14 protein-coding genes and 4 tRNA genes are annotated in these 22,657 nt (G+C 48.0%); 4 read left to right on the top strand and 14 right to left on the bottom strand.

All coding sequences use genetic code 11. The annotated features are described in order from the left end of the window. Positions 1-173 precede the first annotated feature (173 nt). Together L9P36_RS09050 and focA are read right to left on the bottom strand one after the other, a co-directional pair. Positions 174-1,916, bottom strand: a complete 1,743-nt coding sequence (locus L9P36_RS09050; RefSeq protein WP_237466373.1) for a formate--tetrahydrofolate ligase — start codon at positions 1,914-1,916, stop codon at positions 174-176. A 270-nt stretch (positions 1,917-2,186) separates the two neighbouring features. Next, complete coding sequence (gene focA, locus L9P36_RS09045) at positions 2,187-3,653, bottom strand: formate transporter FocA (RefSeq protein ID WP_237466372.1); 1,467 nt, start codon at positions 3,651-3,653, stop codon at positions 2,187-2,189. A gap of 248 nt (positions 3,654-3,901) precedes the next feature. On the opposite strand from focA, the gene L9P36_RS09040 reads away from it, so the two are divergent. Beyond that, positions 3,902-4,807 (top strand): LysR substrate-binding domain-containing protein, encoded by a 906-nt coding sequence (locus tag L9P36_RS09040; protein WP_237466371.1) that lies wholly within the window; start codon positions 3,902-3,904, stop codon positions 4,805-4,807. A 290-nt stretch (positions 4,808-5,097) separates the two neighbouring features. Here the strand turns inward: L9P36_RS09040 and pflA are convergent, their stop codons facing one another. From pflA to L9P36_RS08985, 11 genes are all read right to left on the bottom strand, one after another. After that, the gene (gene pflA, locus L9P36_RS09035) at positions 5,098-5,838 is read right to left on the bottom strand and encodes a pyruvate formate lyase 1-activating protein (protein WP_237466370.1); all 741 of its coding nucleotides are present in this window, start codon (positions 5,836-5,838) and stop codon (positions 5,098-5,100) included. Between the two features lie 370 nt (positions 5,839-6,208). After that, a complete protein-coding gene (gene pflB, locus L9P36_RS09030; protein WP_237466369.1) occupies positions 6,209-8,485 on the bottom strand; it encodes a formate C-acetyltransferase in 2,277 nt (758 codons plus the stop codon). A gap of 192 nt (positions 8,486-8,677) precedes the next feature. Next, positions 8,678-10,219, bottom strand: a complete 1,542-nt coding sequence (locus L9P36_RS09025) for a DUF3360 family protein (RefSeq protein ID WP_237466368.1) — start codon at positions 10,217-10,219, stop codon at positions 8,678-8,680. Positions 10,220-10,746: 527 nt separating this feature from the next. Beyond that, positions 10,747-12,489, bottom strand: a complete 1,743-nt coding sequence (gene ycaO, locus L9P36_RS09020; RefSeq protein WP_237466367.1) for a 30S ribosomal protein S12 methylthiotransferase accessory factor YcaO — start codon at positions 12,487-12,489, stop codon at positions 10,747-10,749. A gap of 54 nt (positions 12,490-12,543) precedes the next feature. Beyond that, a complete protein-coding gene (grxB, locus tag L9P36_RS09015; protein ID WP_237466366.1) occupies positions 12,544-13,197 on the bottom strand; it encodes a glutaredoxin 2 in 654 nt (217 codons plus the stop codon). A gap of 32 nt (positions 13,198-13,229) precedes the next feature. Beyond that, positions 13,230-14,036, bottom strand: coding sequence for an exodeoxyribonuclease III (gene xthA / locus L9P36_RS09010; RefSeq protein ID WP_237466365.1), 807 nt, complete (start codon positions 14,034-14,036; stop codon positions 13,230-13,232). 83 nt (positions 14,037-14,119) lie between these two features. Then, complete coding sequence (locus tag L9P36_RS09005; protein ID WP_237466364.1) at positions 14,120-15,850, bottom strand: response regulator; 1,731 nt, start codon at positions 15,848-15,850, stop codon at positions 14,120-14,122. A 306-nt stretch (positions 15,851-16,156) separates the two neighbouring features. Next, positions 16,157-16,241 (bottom strand) — tRNA-Tyr (locus tag L9P36_RS09000). 55 nt (positions 16,242-16,296) lie between these two features. After that, positions 16,297-16,381: transfer RNA gene (locus L9P36_RS08995), tRNA-Tyr, on the bottom strand. A gap of 54 nt (positions 16,382-16,435) precedes the next feature. Then, positions 16,436-16,520: transfer RNA gene (locus L9P36_RS08990), tRNA-Tyr, on the bottom strand. Positions 16,521-16,573: 53 nt separating this feature from the next. Continuing rightward, positions 16,574-16,658: transfer RNA gene (locus L9P36_RS08985), tRNA-Tyr, on the bottom strand. Positions 16,659-16,865: 207 nt separating this feature from the next. Between L9P36_RS08985 and L9P36_RS08980 the strand changes: the two genes are divergently transcribed. Together L9P36_RS08980 and L9P36_RS08975 are read left to right on the top strand one after the other, a co-directional pair. After that, positions 16,866-17,948: an efflux RND transporter periplasmic adaptor subunit gene (locus L9P36_RS08980; RefSeq protein ID WP_237466363.1), complete on the top strand. Its 1,083-nt coding sequence runs from the start codon at positions 16,866-16,868 to the stop codon at positions 17,946-17,948. Beyond that, on the top strand, positions 17,948-21,058 hold the full coding sequence (locus L9P36_RS08975) for a multidrug efflux RND transporter permease subunit (protein WP_237466362.1): 3,111 nt from the start codon (positions 17,948-17,950) through the stop codon (positions 21,056-21,058). Before L9P36_RS08980 ends, L9P36_RS08975 begins: the two co-directional genes overlap by 1 nt. A gap of 130 nt (positions 21,059-21,188) precedes the next feature. Here the strand turns inward: L9P36_RS08975 and queC are convergent, their stop codons facing one another. Then, positions 21,189-21,902 carry a 7-cyano-7-deazaguanine synthase QueC gene (gene queC / locus L9P36_RS08970; RefSeq protein WP_237466361.1) on the bottom strand — a complete coding sequence of 238 codons (714 nt, stop codon included), beginning with the start codon at positions 21,900-21,902 and terminating at the stop codon, positions 21,189-21,191. 244 nt (positions 21,903-22,146) lie between these two features. On the opposite strand from queC, the gene L9P36_RS08965 reads away from it, so the two are divergent. Beyond that, positions 22,147-22,614 (top strand): Lrp/AsnC family transcriptional regulator, encoded by a 468-nt coding sequence (locus L9P36_RS08965; protein ID WP_237466360.1) that lies wholly within the window; start codon positions 22,147-22,149, stop codon positions 22,612-22,614. The last annotated feature ends 43 nt before the right edge of the window (positions 22,615-22,657 follow it).

Raw genomic sequence — 22,657 nt, 5'->3', positions numbered from 1 at the left:
TGTGTAGCGTAACAGCTTCATATGAAAAAAAAAGGTGTAAAGCATGGCTCTTTACACCTTTGGTATTGGCTTTGTGACCGCTTTAGCAAATGCGTTATAAGCGGGTGGTTGCATATTGCGCAATCACGCTGCTTTGCCGATAAATTGGCCGGCCAATTGACCGATTTGTGAACTTAGCTTAGGCCCACTACATCGCCTTGCTCATCGAGATCAAGCTGCATATAGGCGGGTAGTTCGGGTAGCCCCGGCATGGTGAGAACATTGCCACATAGCGCATAGATAAAGCCGGCACCTGCACATAAACGTACTTCTCGAATCGGAATGGTAAAGCCCTCTGGTGCGCCTTTTAGGCTGGTGTCATGGCTAATGGAAAGCGGCGTTTTGGCCAGACACACACTTAAATGATCATAACCCAAGGTGGTGAGCTCATGGATCTGCTCAAGGGCTTGCTCAGAAAGCGACACGCCCAGCGCGCCATAACCTTTAATTGCCACGGCGCTGAATTTATCACTTAAGCTTTCGCAGCTTTGATACAGCGGCTGAAAATGACAAGGCTGCTGACAGGCCTTCACCACAGCATGTGCAAGCGCCGTGGCACCTTCGCCGCCTTTGGCAAAGGCTTCACTGCACGCAACGGCAACATCCAGCGCTTGAATCCAAGCTTCAAGCAGTTTGAGTTCTTGCTCATCGTCTTGCGGAAAACGGTTGATCGCAACCACGGCAGGCATGCCATATTTTTTCACATTGTTGATATGCCAGCGCAGGTTCTCAAATCCGGCGCGTAGTGCTTGTTCATCGGGGCCAAAAATTGCGTCTGGAAGTGGCTGACCAGGGCGTAGATCATAAAGTCCCGAGTTGGCTTTAAGGCCGCGTAGGGTGGCGACAATAACTGCGCAATCTGGGTGGCGATTGGCTTGTGTCGCTTTGATATTACAGGCTTTCTCAAAGCCCATATCGGAGCCAAAACCAGCTTCAGTGACGACAAAATCTGCCAGTGATTCAGCGATTTCATCGGCAATAATGGACGAGTTACCATGCGCAATATTGGCAAAAGGACCAGCATGAATCAGCGTGGGAACCCCTTCTAAGGTTTGCATTAAGGTGGGTTCAATCACCTCACGCATTGATACGGCCATGGCGCCCGCCACTTTTAAATCTTCTGCAGTAATCGGCTCGCCATCGAGATTATAAGCTAGTACCACGCGACCAATTCGCTCACGCATATCTTTAAGGCTGCGTGCTAACGCAACAATGGCCATCAGCTCTGAGGCCGCGGTGATATCAAAGCCGCACTGGCGCTCAATACCATTGGCGGTTGAGCCTGGCGCGTTGTGACCAATGGTGATATGGCGCAAGGTGCGATCATTGTGATCCATGGTGCGACGCCAAACGATGCGATCGGGGTCGATGCGCAGCGCACTTAGACCCGTTTTTTGTTCAAACTCAGCATAGCCCAAACGGGTTTCGTGATAGAGGCGCGCATCAATGGCAGCGGCTGCGAGGTTGTGTGCCGCGCTGATGGCGTGAATATCACCAGTTAAATGCAGATTAAGCTTATCCATAGGGGCCACTTGGCTGTAGCCACCGCCGGCTGCGCCACCTTTGACACCAAAGACTGGGCCCATGGAGGGCTGACGAATACAGGCCACCACGGATTGATCAATTTTAGCCAATCCTTGCGCCAAACCTATGGTGGTCACGGTTTTGCCTTCACCCAAGGGGGTCGGGGTGATCGCCGTGACTAAAACCAGTTTTCCTTTTTGTTTGCTTTGATAACGCTGCAGTACAGATGGCTTAATTTTGGCTTTGAGATGGCCATGGGGGGTGATGTCATCCTCCGTCAAACCCAGTTTTGCGGCGATCTGTGCAATCGGCAATAGCGGCGTCGTGCGGCAAATTTCAATATCGCTTTTCATCGGCAGCGGGTACCTCTTCACAATGGTGTCGATGGGCAAAGTGTGAGTGATGCTACAAGCAATCGTTTGCGTGCGCTTTATATCACAGAATTCTTCGGGATGAGAGAGTTGTTTGGTGAATAATATTAAAAAGAAGTCGATTTACCTTTGACTATATGGGCACTGAAACATATTGCATTTGTTTGCTCTGGTCGAGATCTATCTGCAAACAAGGCATAAAAAAAGGGCACCGAGGTGCCCTTTGGGTTATCACAATGTTCCAAGTTGCGATTAAGCTGTTTCACGCGCTTCGTCGTTGTGCGCAATCACGCTCAACTGAGTGCCGTAAGTTGCACGCATCGCTTTGACGATGTCATGGCGAGTAATCACACCCACGATTGTTTCCTCTTCCATCACCGGATAAGTGTGTGGACGATTGACAAGGGCATTACGTGCACGCTCTGGTAGAGAAGCGGTGTTAAATGAGGTTGCGATACCTGAATCAGACACAGGGTAAAGCACGTTCTTGTCGATACACATGTATTCAGCAAGATCGAGGATTGAATCGGTTGGCGACACAGTTTGTAGTTCGCGGCGCATCAAATCTTGAACTTTGCGCTCAGCTTCAGGCATGTAGTCAGAGCACCATAGATCCACAAGGGCATCGTGTTCTGAGAAAAAGCCAACCAAACGACCATCTTTAGTGACAACAGGTGCACCGCTTACATTCTCAGCAAGGAGGATGTCTAGGGCATGGTCAATCGATAGCTCTGGGCTAAGGCTAGGGAAAGCGGTTGACATATGATCGCGAATTGTCAATTTGTCCTGGTTCATAAGCATCTCCTTATTACTACGCGGTGCAGTATCGAATACAGATGTGAGCGTTGCTCCCACTTCTTTGTCTGCAAGGTGTGGTCGAGTAAAGATGTTCCAGTAGCTTAGGCCAACAAGCACGGCACCGCCGACGATGTTGCCTAGGGTTACAGGAATCAAGTTATGGAAAATAAAGTTAGAAATATTGAGGTCGCTGTATTGGCTTTGAGCGACGCCCACGCCGGTCCAAAAAGCATCCGGTGCATTGTGTGCAATGGTGATACCAAAAGGCACCATAAACATGTTGGCGACGCTGTGCTCAAAACCTGTGCTGACGAACAATGCCACAGGCATCATCATTAAAAATGATTTGGTGAGCATATTGTCTGAACAGAAGGTCATCCAAACAGCCAAACATACCAATAGGTTACAAAGGATGCCGAGGGCAAAAGCTTGGCTCCAAGTGTGGTGCAGTTTGTGCTGAGCCACGTTCAATGCATTGAGGCCCCACTGACCGTGGTCAAGCTGATAGAGACCACCCATGGTCACCAAACCAAGAAGCAGCATTGCACCCAAGAAGTTACCAAAATAAACCTTGGCCCAAGTGCTGAACATTTTACCTGTGGTGATTTGACGATTTGCACGGGCAATAGAGGAGAGGACAGTACTGGTGAATAGCTCACCACCACAAATCACAACAAAAATGAGGCCCAAACTAAATGCCAAACCGCCAGCGACACGGGTCAAGCCCCAGCTGCCAGAATTACCAGTGGTTACGGTTAGGTAGAATACAAACGCAAGACCGATAAACACACCAGCTGTCATCGCCAAAGAGATGGTGGTGCTGGTTGGTTTAGACGCTTTGTACTTTGCGTATTTTTCTGCCTGCTTCATCATCTCAGCAGGACTAAACTCTTTCATGGTGCCGGAACTTGCTTCGGCCATGGCTGACTCCTTCGGTCGTCACGGTGTTCAATTCATCTCAAAGCAAAGCGCAGGGCGTTGCTCAACATGAGTCTGTGTGTAATTTCAGGCACAGATTAATCGCAAGATAAGTCACGGGTAAAATTGATAATTGTTTGCTAAAACATCATAAAAATTGATAATGGTCTGGTGTGCGATTTAAAACCTAAATTGACGCCATAAACGCCCAGATTTTTCATCCCCATCACCATGAGGAAGGCCCCCGATTTATGCGCTATTCATTGAAACAATTAGCGGTATTTGAAGCAGTTGCGACAAGCGGCAGTGTCAGTAAAGCGGCTGAAAACCTAGCCCTGACGCAGTCCGCGACCAGTATGGCGCTGGCACAGTTAGAGAAGTTATTGGGGCGCCCATTGTTTGAGCGCCAAGGTAAGTCCATGGCGCTAACCCATTGGGGATTGTGGCTGCGTCCACGTGCTAAACAGTTGTTGTTTGATGCACAGCAAATCGAATTTGGCTTTTATGATCAACACCTTATTAGTGGTGAAATCAACCTTGCCGCCAGTCAGACTGCGGCTGAGCACCTGCTTCCAAATCTTATCAGCATTATTGATAGCGATTTTCCCGAACTTCGCATCAATTTTAAGGTTCAGAACACAGAAAAGGTGATTGAAGGGGTGCGAAACTATGATTTCGAGCTTGGCATCATTGAGGGGCGCTGTGATGATAGCCGTTTACAACAAGAAGTCTGGTGTTATGACCATTTGGTGATCGTCGCATCTAAGCATCATCCCTTTGCGCGTTATGAGCAGGTGAGTATGGCTCAGCTTGAGCAGGCGAAATGGGTTTTGCGTGAATCAGGTGCAGGCACGCGACGCATTTTTGATGGTGCCATTCATGGGGTGATTGATGATTTGGATGTTTGGCGTGAGTATGAACAAGTGCCAGTATTGCGCTCCTTGGTAGCGCACGGCCCCTATTTAAGCTGCTTGCCGTACTTAGATGTGGTGAAATTTATTGAACGCGGTGAGCTAGTAGCGCTTAATGTGCCAGAGCTGAACATGAAGCGAACCTTGTCTTTTATCTGGCGTGGTGACTCGCTTGAAAACCCATTGCGTGACTGTATTAAACGTGAAGCCAAGCGTATGATGAAGGATAATCCACACGTGATGTAGCGCCATTATCAATTTAACTGATAGTGTAACAATTGCTTACAAAATTATTTTTGATTAATTTTCATACATATCAGTTTTTTTGATGTTATTTTTTATCGCTATTTAAGAAATAAATTTTTAGTGATTGCGATGAAATCGCTGCAAATGCTTATTTTTGATGATGCACTTGTCGTAATCAGTAATATAACGACATAAAAAAGACGCCACGAAGGCGTCTTTTTTTGTATTTGGTTTATTTTGCTTAAAATTAAATCAATTTATGATTTTAAATTTCGCATCAGAAAAATTGATTAATAACGTACATTGCTATGGTACTGGCTGAGAATGCCTTTAATTTTTTCCATGGTTTCTTTGGATGGTGGGTTCACGCCCTCAAGCTTGTATTCCTCACCCAGTGCTTCCCATTTGTGTACGCCAAGCTTGTGATAAGGCAGCAGTTCGATTTTCTCGACGTTGTCCATATCTTTAATAAATTCACCCAAGCGGTGCGCTGCACCTTCGTCGTCAGTAAATCCGGGCACAACGACGTAGCGAATCCAAGTGGTTTTACCGAGTTTGTGCAGGTACTCAGCAAATTGCAGGGTACGTTTGTTTGAAACACCCGCCAAAATTTGATGCGTTGGATCGTCAATGTGTTTGATGTCCAGCATCACCAAATCAGTGGCTTCAAGCACCTCATCGATGACCTCTGTGTGCTTGCGAATATGACCATTGGTATCAAGACAAGTATGAATCCCCTGCGCTTGCGCGGCACGGAAGAAATCGCGCACAAACTCAGGTTGTAGCATGGCTTCGCCGCCTGATGCGGTGACACCGCCGCCAGATGCGTTAATAAAGTGACGATAGCACAACACGTCTTTCATGATTTCATCAACGGTGACTTCTTTGCCATCATGCAGATCCCAAGTATCGCGGTTGTGGCAGTAAAGACAGCGCATCAAGCAGCCTTGCATAAAGACAATAAAGCGAATGCCTGGGCCATCGACAGTGCCGCAGGTTTCAAAGGAGTGAATTCGACCAATGGTAGACATGACATTACTTCCGTTAAAATTTTTCTGCTGCAATTTTATTACAAATCGCGGCTTGGCTGTAGCTCTGTCTGTCTTTTGTATGGCAAATTTAGAATAAAAAAATGCACTCAGAATGGGTAAGGGAGAACCATGTCTGAGTGCGACAGAAGGCATCAGGGGAGAGAGGGGGGAGACGTATCGAAGTCGTGCCATTTCCCTGTTGCTGATTAATTTATAGCGTGTTCAATCGTCAGCTGTGTACTCACTTTGTCAATTTCTGGTGAACTCTTTCAGTGAGACACTGTTGCAGTGATTGAGACGTTTGCGCGCCATTTTTCCATAAAAAAAAGCCTCGCAATGCGAGGCTTTTCTGCTTCAAAGAAAGACTAAATTATAGGCTTTCAGTGAAAGTACGTGCGATAACGTCAGCTTGTTGCTCTGCAGTTAGAGAGTTAAAGCGAACAGCGTAACCAGAAACGCGGATAGTTAGCTGAGGATATTTCTCAGGGTGCTTCACTGCGTCTTGTAGAGTTTCGCGGTTTAGAACGTTTACGTTTAGGTGTTGGCCGCCTTCGATGCCAGTCTCATGGTGGAAGTAACCATCCATTAGACCTGCAAGGTTCGCTTCTTGAGTTTCAAGATCTTTACCAAGTGCGTTAGGAACGATAGAGAAGGTATAAGAGATACCGTCTTTTGCGTGTGCAAATGGTAGTTTACCAACAGAAGTTAGTGATGCTACAGCACCTTTTTCGTCACGACCGTGCATTGGGTTTGCACCAGGTGCGAATGGCGCGCCTGCGCGACGACCGTCAGGTGTGTTACCAGTCTTCTTACCATAAACAACGTTAGAAGTGATGGTTAGGATAGACTGAGTTGGGATCGCATCACGGTACATTTTGTGAGTACGGATCTTGTTCATGAAGCGCTCTACTAGGTCACAAGCGATGTCATCTACGCGAGAATCGTTGTTACCAAATTTAGGGTAGTCGCCTTCGATTTCGAAGTCGATCGCGATGCCATCTTCGTCACGAACTGGTTTCACTTTCGCATATTTAATTGCAGATAGTGAGTCAGCAGCAACAGATAGACCTGCGATACCACATGCCATAGTACGCTTGATGTCACGGTCATGTAGCGCCATCAAAGATGCTTCGTAGCTGTACTTGTCGTGAGAGTAGTGGATTGCGTTTAGTGCAGTCACATATTGAGTTGCTAGCCAATCCATGAAGTGATCAAGGCGATCCATCACGTCTGCGTAGTCTAGGTACTCAGTCTTAATAGCTTCGGTCTTAGGACCAACTTGCATCTTAAGCTTCTCATCAACACCGCCGTTGATTGAGTAAAGCATAGTTTTTGCAAGGTTCGCACGTGCGCCGAAGAACTGCATTTGCTTACCAACAACCATTGGTGATACACAACATGCGATTGCGTAGTCATCAGATTGCATGTCTGGACGCATTAGGTCGTCGTTTTCGTACTGGATTGAAGAAGTATCGATAGATACTTTTGCACAGAAACGTTTGAAGCCGTCAGGTAGCTGCTCAGACCAAAGTACAGTGATGTTTGGCTCTGGAGAAGGACCCATGGTGTATAGAGAGTTTAGGAAACGGAAGTTGGTACGAGTTACCAAAGTACGACCGTCAAGACCCATACCACCCATAGATTCTGTTGCCCAGATTGGGTCGCCAGAGAATAGCTCATCGTACTCAGGCGTACGTAGGAAGCGAACCATACGTAGTTTCATTACGAAGTGGTCGATCATTTCTTGAGCTTGCGCTTCAGTGATTACGCCGTTTGCGATATCACGCTCAACGAAGATGTCTAGGAAAGTCGAAGTACGACCTAGAGACATTGCTGCGCCGTTTTGTGATTTAACTGCAGCTAGGTAGCCGAAGTAAGTCCACTGAATTGCTTCTTGTGCGTTGGTTGCTGGGTTAGAGATATCACAACCGTATTTCGCAGCCATTTGCTTGATTTGACCTAGTGCACGGTGTTGTTCGCAAATTTCTTCGCGAAGTTGCATGGTCATTTGAAGATCTTCGCCCTTCTCAAAACGCTCTTGTAGCGAAGTGAATTGTGCGAATTTATCTTTCATCAAGTAGTCGATACCGTATAGCGCTACACGGCGGTAGTCACCGATGATACGGCCACGGCCATATGCATCTGGAAGACCAGTTAGAACACCAGACTTACGGCAAGCTAGGATATCTGGAGTGTAGATATCGAATACGCCTTGGTTGTGTGTTTTACGGAATTCAGAGTAGATTTGTTTGATCGTTGGGTCTAGTTCACGGCCGTAAACTTTACAAGAACCTTCGATCATACGGATACCACCGTTAGGGATCAAAGCACGCTTAAGAGGCGCGTCAGTTTGAAGACCAACGATAGTTTCAAGATCTTTGTTGATGTAACCAGCATCATGAGCAGTGATTGTAGAGACAACGTCAGTATCGAAGTCAACAGGTGCGTGAGTCGCGTTTTCCTGTTTGATACCTTCCATAACAGCTTCCCAAAGTTTAGCTGTTGCAGGAGTTGCTTCTTTCTCTAGGAAAGCGCCGTCACCCTCGTAAGGGGTGTAGTTCTTTTGAATAAAGTCACGTACGTTGACTTCGTTTTGCCAGTCACCAGCAACGAAGCCTTCCCATGCTTTAGCAAATTGCTCTGCCATTAGATACCTACCTTGTTAGTAGAAAATACTCGTATTGAAAACCTGCCGACATCAACGCGTCGTTACACATCCTCAATACACTTTACGAATTATATACAGATGCAGGTTCAAAGAGTCTGCATTTGTATGACAATCCTTCAAACGGCGAGCAGCATAACATAGCTGCTCGCCAATTTCTCGCTAAACTCGCGATTAAAGTAAGGCTTTAATACCGTATTGGTCTTCAAGCATACCCACAGCAAGCATAGCCAATAGACAGATGATCAAAACACCACCAGGAATGATGATTTTATCAAGTACTGTCAGCTTCTCTGCACGCTCTTTATCGCCAATCAAACCGTTGTTATCCAGCAGCATGGTTAACGCCCACGCCAATACTGGGTTGGCAACTGCTGATGCAAAAATACAGATACCGGCAGATTGTGAATCTTTGGTGTCACGAACCATTTGCATGCCTGCTTCAAGCAGTGGCAAGAACACACCAACAAGCAGCGCGACGCGCATCACCGGTGGCCATACCGCTACATCCATTGGGAAACCAAGGATCGCGATAAACATCACCAAAGAGCCAAGCAAAATTGCGCCGGCTGGAATTGGACGTTTGGCAATCGCAGCTGGAATCATATAGGTGCCCCAAGAGGAGGTAATGTTACCACCACCCACTGCGGTACCGACCATTTGGCGAATCGAACACATGGTCATAGTGTCATCGACATCCATCAATACGCGATCGGTATTTTTTGGATAGTTCAACTCTTGGAAAATACGATGGCCAAGGAAATCAGGCGACCACATCGCTACCGCTAAAATCGCAAATGGAAGTGATGCGATAAAGTGCTGCAGATTTGGTAAGCCTAACATCCAGCCTTCTGTGGTTGAACCCCACCAGTACACTGGGTTGAGATTTGGCAGACCCATTTGGGTTTCAAATTTCAGGTCAAAGCCAGCGCCAAGCATTAATGCAATCAGCAAACCAGCAATTGCACAAACTGGAATTGCGAGCCAGCGTTTACCAAATTTAGCCAATAGCGCATAGATCACCACAGTCACCGCAAGGACCACCAAGCCGACATGGCCCATGCTACCTGCGGCGACATCGGCAGATTCAATGCCTTTGGCCCAAGCTTGCAGATCGCTAATTTGGCTCATTGCCCCAGTAAAACCGAGGAAGACAAGCAAGCCGCCAGCGACCCCTTCACTGGTAAGATTGACCAGCTTTGAACCACCTTTAAAGTAGCTCAAGAGCAAACCAAAAACGCCAAGAAGTAGGGCAAGGGCAAGTGGGTGCGCGCCCGCTAATGCAATGGTACCGATCAACGGAATCATCGGGCCATGGTTACCGGCTAAGTTCGCGCGTGGGTTAATAAAGCCTGAGGCGAGTACGCAGAAAAGAAGGGCTGGGATCAGCATTTCAACACGGGCGACTTCAATGGCGAAGTCTTTGCCCAGTTCAATATGAGGCCAAGCTTGGCTAAGGCCAGTTGCCCAAGACATCATAACAGCTGAATACATGGCGATAATGCCAATGGTACCCGCAATGGCAGGAACAAGATCCTCCCACTCAAAGCGGAAATCGCGACCAGGAAGGTTTAATCCCCAGCGGCGTGGGCGCATGATTTGTAGCTCGTGATCTAGGTAATCCGATCGGCTGGCAAATTCAGATGCAGGACGGTGCAGCTCTTGATAGGAGCCTTCTTTGTCAACCGCACTATCCGATTTGTCTAGTACTGACATGGTTTCCTCGTTTTACACAAATTGGAACATTGATTGGAACATTGTTTTTTCTTTGATTTGAACCGCATTCACCAATGCTGTATCAAAGGTCCCCTAGCCAGCTGTGGCGGTGTGAACCGTCAAAACAACCTATGGTTTAGGCGCTACATTTCAATTTTTTGTTGTGTAAAGACCATTACTGATCCTTTCATCATGCTGTAGGAAGTCTACCAAAAGGAGATACCGATCTGGTTGATCTCGATCACGTCACTTCAAAAAATGAAAGAAGATTACAAACAATAGTTGAAAAATACATGCCAACGGTATGTTTTCTGTCATTTTCTTTCAAAACTACAGCGCGCTCATTGTAACTTGAATTGTTGGCCTTTGTAGCGTGATTTTAACGGTTGCGGCATATTTCCTTACAATTTTTATGGTGTTGGTTGTTTTTGATGCGATTCGATTGATTTCATAGTGAAAAATCATATTTCAGAAACAAAAAAAGCCACAAAAATGTGGCTTTTTTAGAGCTGGACTGCAAAAGGTGATTATTGCTGTTTGGCTTGTTGCAACTTGTCGTAGGAGGCTAATAACGCTTGGTGCACGGCAAAGTTAGCCAAGGTCTCATCGTCATGGCGTAAGCCATGGAAAATACGATCGCCACTGATGCTTTGCCATGCCGCATCAACGGTTTCTTCGCCATAAAGACGCACGAAGGCATCACGATATTGCGCAGGATCGCGCTCACTTTGTGCCAGTTGTAAGCTTTGTGCAAGGCAGCGATAAAAGCGCATGCGCTCCGCTGTAAAAGTGGAAGCATTATAGTTAATGCACCAAGATACGTGCTCTTGTGCCAGTTCTAAATCACCGCCTGCAAGCGCGAGTAAGCCTTTGAGCTCGCCCACGCGCAAGGTGCGCCATGGATCACCGGCGGCACAGGCAATGCCCAGCAGCTCATAAAGCAGGTTGCCATCGTCAACACCACATTGCTCAATGGCGTGATAAATATCGCCGTATTCATCACCCTCAAGCTCAGATTGCGGTAGCGCCAGTAGGGTCTCACGCAAATGTGCCATGCGATTATTATTGGCGAGCACTAACTCTTCTGCCGGATAGATTTCAGACCAGCCCGGCACAATAATGCGGCAGCAAGCAACGCCTAAATGATCGTAATCTGCGATATAGACATCGGTGCCTTCTGCAATTAGTTGCGCCACTAAGCGGTCAAACTCTTGGGCTGAGGTGCCATCAAAATTCCAAGGGTTAAAGGCATAATCGGACTCGGTGGCAAAGAGATCCCAGTGAATCTCACCTGAGGAGTCGATGAAGTGGGTTTCAAGGTTGTGATGATCGCCCACGGACTCGTTATCAAAGGATGGCTCAACAAATACGTCCAAATCTTTGAGGCTACGCCCTTGCAGCAGTTCAGTGACGGTACGCTCTAATGCCACTTCAAAGCGCGGGTGGGCGCCAAATGAGGCAAAACAGGTGCCGTTATTTGGGTTCTTGAGAACCACGCAGGTGACTGGATATTGGCCGCCAAGTGATGCATCAAAGGCATAAATCGGAAAACCTTCTTGCTCCAGTGTGGCAATAGCCTCTTCGATATGCGGATATTGCGCAATGACATCGGCTGGAATTTGGGGCAAACGAATCGCTTCACGCAAAATACGGTTTTTTACAGCGCGTTCAAAAATCTCAGACAAGGCTTGAGTGCGCGCTTCGGTTTTGGTGTTGCCTGCGGACATACCGTTGGAAACATACAAGTTACCAATAATATTGACGGGGATGTACACGGTTTGGCCGTCACTTTGGCGGACAAAGGGAAGGGTACAAATGCCGCGTTCAGCGTTGCCTGATTGTAGGTCCACTAAATCGCTGGCCATCAGTTCTTGCTGGTTATCGTAAAAATCAAGCAAGCGCTCATCAAGGATTTCAGCGGGCAGCAAATCATCTTGATCAATGGTGAACCATTTTTCATCGGGATAGTGAACAAAGGGGGCTTGGCTAATCGCTTTGCCTAAGTAGTAATCGGCATAGAAATAGTTGCATGATAGGCGCTCAAAGTATTCACCAAGCGCTGAGGCAAGGGCTGCTTTTTTGCATCCGCCTTTACCATTGGTAAAGTTGATTGGGCAATCTTTGTCACGAATATGGACCGACCAAACGTGTGGAATGGGGTTGAGCCAGTGGGTGTATTCTAGATCAAAGCCGAATTTGGCAAGTTGTTGCTCAAAATAGGCGATGGATTCTTCGAGGGCTGCGTCTTTACCTGGAATATAGGTTTTCATTTTATTGTTCTCATAAAAAATGGGCCCACAGGCCCATTTTGTCTCGGGTTTGGATTAACTCGATTGGGCGTGAAGTAGTGGCACTTGGGTGATTTTCTGTACTTCATCCAAATAACGTTTCACATGCTCTGGCCACTGGAGTTCGCGAACGACGGTGAGGTTGCGAAGATGTGGGAAGAGCAAAATATCATCATAGCTGAGCTGATTTTGGCGTGCTGATGGGAGTACCAACCACTGGGCGAGCATCTCCAGTTGTGGTGTGAGTTCAGCAATCCAAGTTTGTGTTTGGGCATCCGCTTGCGCAAAGCTCATTTCGATAAATGGTGTTTTTTTTGCTTCGAAATAGGCTTTGGCACTGTCAGTCGCTAGTTCAGGTTGACCTGCGCGTAACCAGCGCGGGAACAGCAAACGACTAATGCTCATCCGTGTTTCATTGAGCCAAGCTTCAATCTGTGGCTGCTGCGTTGCTGCAAGCAGCGCATTACTTGTGTTTTGACTATCAAGATAAGCGACCACATCAAGGCTTTCAGCCATATAGCTGTCATCTTCTTTTTGCAAAATCGGCACCATATTGGCGCCTACTTTGTCGATGCGTGCTTGTACATCATCGTTATCAAGGTAGACCACATCCACTTTCAGCCCTTTATACGCAGGCATCATGAGCGCGCGAAGGCAAAATGGACAGTGGTCAAAAGCAAACAGTTTCATTGGGATATCCTTATATCTATGGTCACTGTTGATTATTCAAAACTGGCCCAAATTGGGGCGTGGTCCGATGGTTTTTCAATGCCGCGCAGCTGATAATCAATGCCGGTCTCTTGCAGGCGAGGCATCAATGATTCAGTGGCCAAAATCACGTCAATGCGCAGACCACGGTTGTCATCAAAGCCTTTAGAGCGGTAATCAAACCACGAGAATTGATCCGTCGTGGTTGGATGTTGGCTCTTGAAGGTATCGGTAAAGCCCCAATTCTTCAGGGTCGCAAACCACTCGCGCTCAATCGGCTGGAAAGAGCATTTGCCGGTTTTAAGCCAGCGCTTGGCGTTGGCATCACCAATACCAATATCATCATCAGTTGGGCTGATATTCACATCGCCCATCACCACCACGTCTTCATCGGCACTGCGATGGGTGTTAAGGTAGTTCATCAAATCAGCGTAGAACTTCTCTTTGGCCGGGAATTTGGTTTCATGGTGAATGCTTTCGCCCTGTGGAAAGTAGCCATTCAGTACGGTTAGCAGGCGGCCATTGGCTTGCTTAAATTGGCCAATGATCATGCGACGCTGGGCATCTTCCTCATCCGTTGGAAAGCCTTTTTGAATAGACTCTGGGGTTTGCTTACACAGCATGGCCACACCGTAGTGCGCTTTTTGACCGTGGAAATAAACTTGATAGCCCATGGCTTCAACATCGGCCAGTGGGAAGGCATCATCGTGCACTTTAATCTCTTGCAAACCAATAATATCGGGTTGGTGAGCATCAATTAGCGCCTGTAATTGATGTAGGCGAGCACGGAGTCCATTGATATTAAAAGATATGATCTTCATTTTTAATTCTTCTCTTAGACGCAAATGAGGCTGACGAGCAGCAGATAAGGCTGAGGTTACCCCATTGTTACGCGGTTGTCAGCCTAGGAAGAGTAGGGGCTTTCTAGGTCGCTGGGCTGTTCCAGTAGCTGGTTTTCCACTTCCTCGGCAATGTTATCGATATTCTCAGAAGAGGGCGTAGCTGGCTCTGGTGCCATGGCATAGGCTCGCCATACCTGCTGTTTTTGACTGGCCAAGGGCTCACAGAGGGGCAAATCACGAATCACTCGAAAACTTGCCTTAACATCATCATGGTGATGCCATGCCAGTTGATGGTAACAAAGTAGGCGGCCAAGGTGCGCCTCGGTGCAGTAGGGATACTGGCGTAAAAGGTGATTGTAATGGGCAATCGCTAATTCACTATGTCCTTGCTTTTGAATGGCACTGAGCTGCTCTGAGAGGCGTTTGGCCTCATTGAGTAAAATGGCGTTGTCTCGTAACTTATTAAGGCTATCTTGCAGCAAGGTCAGTTTGTGCTCTTTGCCTTGGATGTGCTGGTAAATCTTTAAGGCGAAACGGATTTCACCCAATTTCAACAAGGGGACAAGACTTTGGCTGAGCAACACATCATGAATTTGTCCGAGCTGATGAAAATAGGGACTCAGCCCTTGCATGAGTATGCGCTGCGCTTGCGCGGGCTGCTGATAAATTAGTGCGATGCGACTTAGGGTGATGGCTTTGAGCGTGCGTGCGATTTTTTGGTCGCTGTGACTTAAACGATGGCTGAGTTTATTAAAGAGTGTGTTGATCGGGCGAATAAATTCATTGTCGCTACGAATAAATCCTTGGCGCTCAATGAGCTCAATCCCGTTTTCACACAACTGCGCCAGCTCAATGACCCAACGATGATTGTACACAGGCACACGATGAATAAAGCGCGTGGCGGCATCAAAGAACCAAGAGCTACTGGGTCGCGCTGCGGCATATTTAGCAAGATTGAGTGCGCGATGGCTGGCGTGCGGGGTGAGTTGTAAGACCTGATCGGCAATATCGATGGCATCGTCATAGCGCCCCTGTAAAAAATAATAATGGGCTAAGAGATCGTAACCATCGGCAGTCATGGGGCTTAGTTGAATCAATCGTTCCAGTCGCTCACAGCCCTTATCGATTTGATCGTCGGCAAAGTCACAACGCGCCAGCATCACCTCGATAAAGGGTGAGGATTTAGAGACTGAAAAAATTTCAGCGTAATGGCGAACCTGCGTCCAAGCATTGCGCTTCATAAGAAGATTGAGCATTAAGTGATATAGCGTTGGTTCGGCGCCATAGTGACTGAGCTGTGATTTACAGCGCGTCAGTGCAAGCGCATCCTCACCTTGACTGAGCGCGGCAAGCACTGGTGCGCGCATCTCACTTTGATAAAGGGCATAGGCCACTTTATTTTGCAGTGCACGTAAAGAGACCGGCTTGCGAATAAAACTATCGGGCGTGGCATCCATGCTAGAGAGGATCACCGCGGGCGTGCTATCGCCTGAAGCCATGATGGTGGCGCAATTGCTGCCGAGTCGATTTTGCTGCTTCAGTAACATCAGCAGTTCGCTACCGGTGATTTTTCCATCCAGATGATAATCAACCAGCACCAGTTGATATTGCTGACGTAGGCACAACTCGGTGGCTTCATTGGGCGTTGCCGCGAGATCAATAGATTGAAAGCCGATTTTTTCTAATAGCGTGCGCATCGCCACCGCGCTGGTGCGATTGTCTTCAATCACTAAGGCACGAAGCTGAGCGATATGTCTTGGCATTCGAATGTGATGTTTTGAATGCAAAACCATGGCAATCCTTGTCATTGATTCGATGAAAGTGAGTGATGCGACTCAAGAGAGTCAGCGCGCTACATCTCGAGGCTTGTTATTTGGCCGTGACTTGTTCAAGTATGATTCATTCAAGCGTAGTTGGTGCGGCTTTGAATGGGCAATGAAATCCGTAGCGTTTCGTTGAGAACATTAGCGAACAATTAAAAGATGCGAATGGGTTACGTGATGCTGAGGGTATGAATAACGAAAAAGATGCGCGTACAGCGGGGCGGTAGAGTTTTAGACAGAAAAAAAGCCAGATGCGAACATCTGGCTTTTAAAAGATGGTGGAGGGGGAAGGATTCGAACCTTCGAAGGCGGAGCCGTCAGATTTACAGTCTGATCCCTTTGGCCACTCGGGAACCCCTCCACGAGTATTTCTAATTTTTAGTGTTCATCACAGTAAAAGCTGCGCTGAAGAATGATGGTGGAGGGGGAAGGATTCGAACCTTCGAAGGCGGAGCCGTCAGATTTACAGTCTGATCCCTTTGGCCACTCGGGAACCCCTCCACGAGTATTTCAAATTTTAGTTTCATCACAGCAAAAAGCTGCGTTGAAGAATGATGGTGGAGGGAGAAGGATTCGAACCTTCGAAGGCGGAGCCGTCAGATTTACAGTCTGATCCCTTTGGCCACTCGGGAATCCCTCCACGGGATTTATTCTATTGTTTGCTTTACCGCAAATCAGCCATAAAGCGAATGATGGTGGAGGGGGAAGGATTCGAACCTTCGAAGGCGGAGCCGTCAGATTTACAGTCTGATCCCTTTGGCCACTCGGGAACCCCTCCACAAGTGCGGGCGCATCATATCAAACCATTACGGACTGTAAACCCCTTTTTTTGAAAAATAGATCTGACTGCCTAATTTTCGTGCGTAGTGCATAAAATAGCGCTAAAACGCACAAATTTTCGCACCTTTACACTGCTTTACTTTGTCACTATAGAGAATGGAGTAAACTGCTGTGGTTCAAAATTCACCGCGATGATGTAAGCGACATGTGTAAACGCCGTTTTTCTAAACACCTTCCTGTTTTTGTTCTATTTTGTGCTTTTTTCTCTGTGCCAAGTTGGGCCAAACCACCACGAGGTAATCCTGGCGATTACGCTGTTTCGGTCACCACCTATCAAGTGCAAACCCAAGCCCTAAATTCCGAGGTCAATACCATAGGTAAACTGACGGCTCAGCAGCAGGTGACACTGGCACCTGAAGTGAGTGGTCGCATTGATGCGGTACTGGTTAAGCCGGGTGATCAGGTCAAAATGGGACAAATGCTGGTGCGCTTAGAATCAGCAAAGCAGCAAGCCGCAGTAGCAGAAGCGCTAGCCTATTGGCGTGATGAAGAACGAAAGCGTACTGAATTTGCCCGCCTTGCCAAGCGCGGCGCATTAACGCAAACCGAACTCGATGCGCAGGTTGCCGCCGTTGCTGTGGCCAAAGCCCGTTTAGATGCAGCACGCGCGGAGCTGGCTTTTCGTCAGATTAAAGCACCCTTTGATGGCACTGTGGGGCTATTTGACCTAAGCCGAGGTATGACAGTGAACAGTGGCGATCCACTGATGAGCTTGGACGATCTTCAGGTGATGTGGCTTGAATTGCCGATTCCAGAGCAGTATTTGGCCAAACTTAAGGTCGGTATGGCCGTGGAAGCGCACAGTCAAGCTTGGCCGCAGCCCTTTTATGGCAAGTTAGTGGCCATTGATAGCCGCATTGATCCGCAAGCCTTAACCGTGCGTATTCGCAGTGAATTTGAAAATACCAAGCAGGCCTTAAAACCGGGCATGTTGATGCAAGCCGTGTTGCAAATGCCAGCCGTTGAAAAACCAGTGGTTCCGATTCAATCCATCGAGTACCAAGGCACCAAGCGTTATGTCTATCGTATTGTCGATGGCAAAGCGGTGCGCACTGAAGTGGTGTTAGGCGCACGCTCAGATAATAAAGTGATGATTGAGCAAGGGCTTGATGCAGGTGCAACCATCGTGCTGCAAGGCTTGGTGAATATGCGCGACGGTGCGCGTGTGATGATTCAAGAGCAAACTGTTTCTGTTCAAGATCAAACAGCTTCTGAGGAGCGCAACTAATGTGGTTGTCTGACACCTCAGTCAAGCGCCCGGTTGTGGCGCTGGTACTTAGTTTGCTGTTATGTATTTTTGGTGCGGTTTCCTTTACTAAGTTAGCCGTGCGTGAAATGCCGGATGTTGATAGTCCGGTGATCTCAATTATGACCCGCTACGATGGCGCCTCGGCTTCGATTATGGAAAGTCAGGTCAGCCAAGTGCTTGAAGATCAGCTCTCAGGCATTAGCGGTATCGATACCATTGTCTCCACCAGCCGTAATGGCATGTCTTGGGTCACCATTACCTTTGATTTGGAATGGGACATTCTGGAAGGTTTAAGCGATGTGCGTGACGCCGTAGCGCGCGCGCAAGGCCGCTTGCCCGAAGAAGCCGATGAGCCCATTGTCTCTCGTGATAATGGTGAAGGCGAGCCTGCCATCTACATCAAGCTCAGCTCACCTGTGATGGATCGCACTCAGCTCACTGATTACGCCGAGCGCGAGTTGATGGATCGCTTTAATCTGATTACTGGTGTGAGTTCCGTTGATCTTTATGGCGCGCTTTATAAGGTGATGTACGTCAAGCTTGATCCGGTGCGCATGGCGGGTCGCGGCGTGACGACCTCAGATATTGTCAATGCGCTGCGCTCGGAAAACTTGGAAAGCCCAGGTGGCGAGGTGCGTAACGATGTCACTGTGATGGCGGTGCGTACTGAGCGTCTTTACAACACGGCTGAAGATTTTTCTCAGTTGGTGGTGCGCCATCAAAATGGTTTACCGATCTATTTAAAAGATGTGGCCGACGTTTATGTCGGTGCGATGAATGAAGATGCCACCTTTAAAAGTGATGGCGTACAAACCCTCAGTTTGGCGGTGATTAATCAATCTGACGCCAACCCAGTGTCGGTGGCGCAAGATGTAATTGCTGAAGTGGCGGCGATGCAGCCCTTTTTGCCAGATCAAATGACCTTTGAAGTGGATTATGACTCCAGCCTCTATATTGACCGCTCCATTACCGAGGTATATGTGACGCTGGCAATGACGGCGGTACTGGTGATCTTGGTGCTCTATATCTTTATCGGTCAGGTGCGCGCCACCATTATTCCGGCGGTAACTGTTCCGGTCTCTTTGATCTCTGCCTTTATTTGCGCTTACGCCTTTGGCTATTCCATTAACCTACTCACCCTGATGGCGCTGATTTTGGCCATTGGCTTGGTGGTGGATGATGCCATTGTGGTGGTGGAAAACATTTTCCACCATATTGAGCAGGGCGAGTCGCCACTTCTTGCTGCCTACAAAGGTACTCGTGAGGTTGGTTTTGCGGTGATCGCCACCACCTTGGTGTTGGTCATGGTGTTTTTGCCCATCTCCTTTATGGACGGCATGGTCGGTCGCTTCTTTACTGAATTTTCGGTGATGCTGGCGGTTTCCGTGATGTTCTCCTCACTCATCGCGCTCACCCTAACGCCGGTGTTGGCTAGTAAACTACTCAAGCTGAATGTGAAAAAAGGGCGTTTTGCTGCTTTTATGGATCGCATTTTTGCGCGAGTTGAAGCGGCTTATCGTCGTTGCCTTGGCGTTGTCATGCGCGGTCGCTGGTGGGCTCCTGTGGTGATGTTGGGGTGTATTGGTTTGGCTGGATTGTTGTTTAAAGCCATTCCTTCTGACTTGCTTCCATCGCAGGATCGCGGCGTGATTTTTGCCTTTGTAAAAGGCGCAGAAGGCACCAGTTATAACCGCATGGTGCAAAATATGAATGAGGTGGAGGCGCGTCTATTGCCATTGGTAGGCAATGGTGTGGTGAAATCCATCTCCTATGATACGCCAGCCTTTGGCGGCCGTGCGGGGGATCAAACGGCCTTTGTGATTATTCAGCTCGAAGACTGGAACGATCGCGATATGCACGCCAAAGAAGCCCTTGGTATGGTGGCTGGCGCCTTGGATGGTTTGTCTGATATTCGTGTTTGGCCATTTATGCCTGGTGCCGGTGGTGGCTCTGGCGAACCTGTTGGATTTGTACTGAGCGGTAGCGACTATCAAGAGCTCAACAAATGGGCGCAGGTGCTCAAACATGAAGCGGATAGTTCTGGCTTAATGCGCGGCGCGGATATTGATTATGCCGAAACCACACCAGAGCTACTGGTGCGGCTTAACCGCCAGCGCGCAGCTGAGCTTGGTATTAGCGTGCGTGAAATTTCCGAAACCTTGGAAGTGATGCTCGGCGGTCGCAGTGAAACCACCTTTGTTGACCATGGTGAAGAGTACGATGTCTACTTGCGTGGTAATGAGGACAGCTTTAATCACAGTAGCGATCTCAGCCAAATCTACTTGCGCGGAGCCAACGGCAGTTTGGTGACTTTAGATACGGTGGCTTCGGTGGAAGAGGTGGCATCGGCGCAAAAGCTGACCCACTACCAAAAGCAAAAATCCATCACCTTAAAAGCGCACTTGTCTGAAGGGGCCACGCTGAGTGAAGCGCTTGATTTTCTTGATCGTCGCGCCATGGAATTGCTGCCAAAAGATATCACCATTCACTACAGTGGTGAGTCCAAGGATTTTAAAGAGAACCAAAGTTCAGCCATGATGGTCTTTGGTCTGGCACTGTTGGTGGCTTATTTGGTGCTTGCTGCGCAGTTTGAAAGCTTTGTGAACCCGCTGGTGGTGATGTTTACCGTACCTCTGGGGATTTTAGGTGGCTTGATTGGTTTGTGGATCATGGGCCTCTCTTTGGATGTCTTTAGCCAAATCGGCATGATTATGCTGATTGGTATGGTGACCAAAAACGGTATCTTGATCGTTGAGTTTGCCAACCAGCTGCGCGATCAGGGTCGTCCATTTGAGCAAGCGATTATTGACGCATCGGTGCGTCGTTTGCGTCCGATCTTAATGACAGCCTTTACCACGTTACTTGGCGCAGTGCCTTTGATTATTTCAACTGGCGCGGGTTATGAAAGTCGTATGGCGGTGGGGACTGTGGTGTTCTTTGGTATGGCGGTGGCAACCTTGATTACCTTGGGGATCATTCCCGCGATGTATCGTTTGATGTGCCAATATTCGCACTCGCCAGGTTATGTTGCGGCGCAGTTGGCCAAATTAGAATCAGAGGATCATCCAGTGCGCCATAACCATGGCTAGTGGTTGCTAAGCGCGAGGATGATATGAAAAGGGGAAGCATGCTTCCCCTTTTTTTATTGCTATCGTTATGATTTTTATCGATATGCTGAAATCGAATACTTGATCAACGCGCAGTTAACACAGCGACACATTAAAGCAGTGATAAGGACGACTTATTTTGAATGGTTTCAAGCTCACGCTGGACTTCGGTCTGATTAGCCAAGTATTGCTCAAGACCCTGTTGGCGAAGGTTGCATGCAGGACAATCGCCGCAGCCTGAACCAATCACCCCGTTGTAACAGGTCAGGGTTTGCATTCGTACAAATTCAAGTTTGCCAAGTTTGTCTGCCAGTGCCCAAGTTTGCGCTTTATTCAGCCACATCAGCGGCGTTTCAATGCGAAGCGGGCGATCCATTCCGAGCACCAAGGCTTTTTCCAGCGCTTTGACAAACTCATATCGACAATCTGGATAGCCAGAAAAGTCCGTTTCACATACCCCAGTGATCACCGCCTCAGCGCCCACTTGGTAAGCATAAATACCGGCAAAGGTTAAAAAGGCGATATTGCGCCCCGGCACAAAAGAGTTGGGTAAGCCATTGGCTTGCAGTGCGTGCGAGACTTCAATGTTATCTCGGGTGAGGGAGCTAATGGCAAGCTCGCCAAGCACGCCCATATCGATGATGCGATGGTGTTTCACGCCCAAAGCTTTGGCCGCAGATTTTGCCACTTCAATCTCAAGGGCATGACGCTGACCGTAATCAAAGGTCACGCAGTGAACCTCATCAAATCGCGCAAGGGCGTCAATTAAGCAGGTGGTGGAGTCTTGGCCGCCGCTAAAAACGACCACAGCAATTGAAGCTGACATAGATGTGCTCATCGTTGTATAGAATGCTGCTCAGTGTAATGCATGAGGGGTAAATGACAATCATTGCGGGCTGAAAGCTGTAAACAGTATGTTTTTTATCTCATGGGTCTATTTACTAGCACAGCAATTGTGTCATTTGCTAACTGGCTCACGCGCGTAAGAATGAAAGCCATTGCTGCTGGGCGCGTTCCAAGCTAATTTCAATTTATGCATTGTGAGAAATATTTTCTAAATAATTAGATTGATGGAAAAAGTTACCCTCGACGAAATTGATAAAAAGATCCTGATGCGTTTGCAAAAGGACGCCATGCTGTCTTTGCAAGCCATCGCCGATAGTGTGCATCTCACCTCCACGCCTTGCTGGAAGCGGATTAAACGCCTAGAAAGCTTGGGTGTGATTCGAAATCGTGTGGCGATTTTGGATGCTGAGTTGGTGGGGCGCCCCTTTATCGCTTTTGTGCAGCTGAAAACGCAAAACCACTCTGAGCGTTGGTATCGCAAATTTATGGAAGCCATTGACCATTTCGATGCTGTGATGGCCTGTTATCGAATGGCGGGTGAGTATGACTATTTGCTGCGCGTACAGGTAGCGGATATGGCAGCTTTTGACCGTTTCTATAAGCGCCTCGTCAATGAGATTGATGGCCTGACGGATGTGACCTCAAGCTTTGCCATGGAAGTGCTCAAAGAAAGCACAGCGCTTGAGCTTTAATGGGCGGCAGACTGATTACGTGAGTTACTCCGCGACATCATCG

Source organism: Vibrio stylophorae (genome assembly GCF_921293875.1).
GTDB classification, from domain to species: domain Bacteria; phylum Pseudomonadota; class Gammaproteobacteria; order Enterobacterales; family Vibrionaceae; genus Vibrio_A; species Vibrio_A stylophorae.
The sequence above is the reverse complement of the archived record's forward strand: the minus strand, read 5'-3'. Positions and strand labels throughout refer to the sequence as shown.

Excerpts from the sequence above, each read along its gene's own strand:
- L9P36_RS09005 (WP_237466364.1), bottom strand. The coding sequence starts at position 15,850 with ATGGTTTTGCATTCAAAACATCACATTCGAATGCCAAGACATATCGCT.
- queC (WP_237466361.1), bottom strand. The coding sequence starts at position 21,902 with ATGTCAGCTTCAATTGCTGTGGTCGTTTTTAGCGGCGGCCAAGACTCC.
- pflB (WP_237466369.1), bottom strand. The coding sequence starts at position 8,485 with ATGGCAGAGCAATTTGCTAAAGCATGGGAAGGCTTCGTTGCTGGTGAC.
- L9P36_RS08975 (WP_237466362.1), top strand. The coding sequence starts at position 17,948 with ATGTGGTTGTCTGACACCTCAGTCAAGCGCCCGGTTGTGGCGCTGGTA.
- L9P36_RS08980 (WP_237466363.1), top strand. The coding sequence starts at position 16,866 with ATGTGTAAACGCCGTTTTTCTAAACACCTTCCTGTTTTTGTTCTATTT.
- xthA (WP_237466365.1), bottom strand. The coding sequence starts at position 14,036 with ATGAAGATCATATCTTTTAATATCAATGGACTCCGTGCTCGCCTACAT.
- L9P36_RS09040 (WP_237466371.1), top strand. The coding sequence starts at position 3,902 with ATGCGCTATTCATTGAAACAATTAGCGGTATTTGAAGCAGTTGCGACA.
- L9P36_RS08965 (WP_237466360.1), top strand. The coding sequence starts at position 22,147 with ATGGAAAAAGTTACCCTCGACGAAATTGATAAAAAGATCCTGATGCGT.
- ycaO (WP_237466367.1), bottom strand. The coding sequence starts at position 12,489 with ATGAAAACCTATATTCCAGGTAAAGACGCAGCCCTCGAAGAATCCATC.
- grxB (WP_237466366.1), bottom strand. The coding sequence starts at position 13,197 with ATGAAACTGTTTGCTTTTGACCACTGTCCATTTTGCCTTCGCGCGCTC.
- L9P36_RS09025 (WP_237466368.1), bottom strand. The coding sequence starts at position 10,219 with ATGTCAGTACTAGACAAATCGGATAGTGCGGTTGACAAAGAAGGCTCC.
- pflA (WP_237466370.1), bottom strand. The coding sequence starts at position 5,838 with ATGTCTACCATTGGTCGAATTCACTCCTTTGAAACCTGCGGCACTGTC.
- focA (WP_237466372.1), bottom strand. The coding sequence starts at position 3,653 with ATGGCCGAAGCAAGTTCCGGCACCATGAAAGAGTTTAGTCCTGCTGAG.
- L9P36_RS09050 (WP_237466373.1), bottom strand. The coding sequence starts at position 1,916 with ATGAAAAGCGATATTGAAATTTGCCGCACGACGCCGCTATTGCCGATT.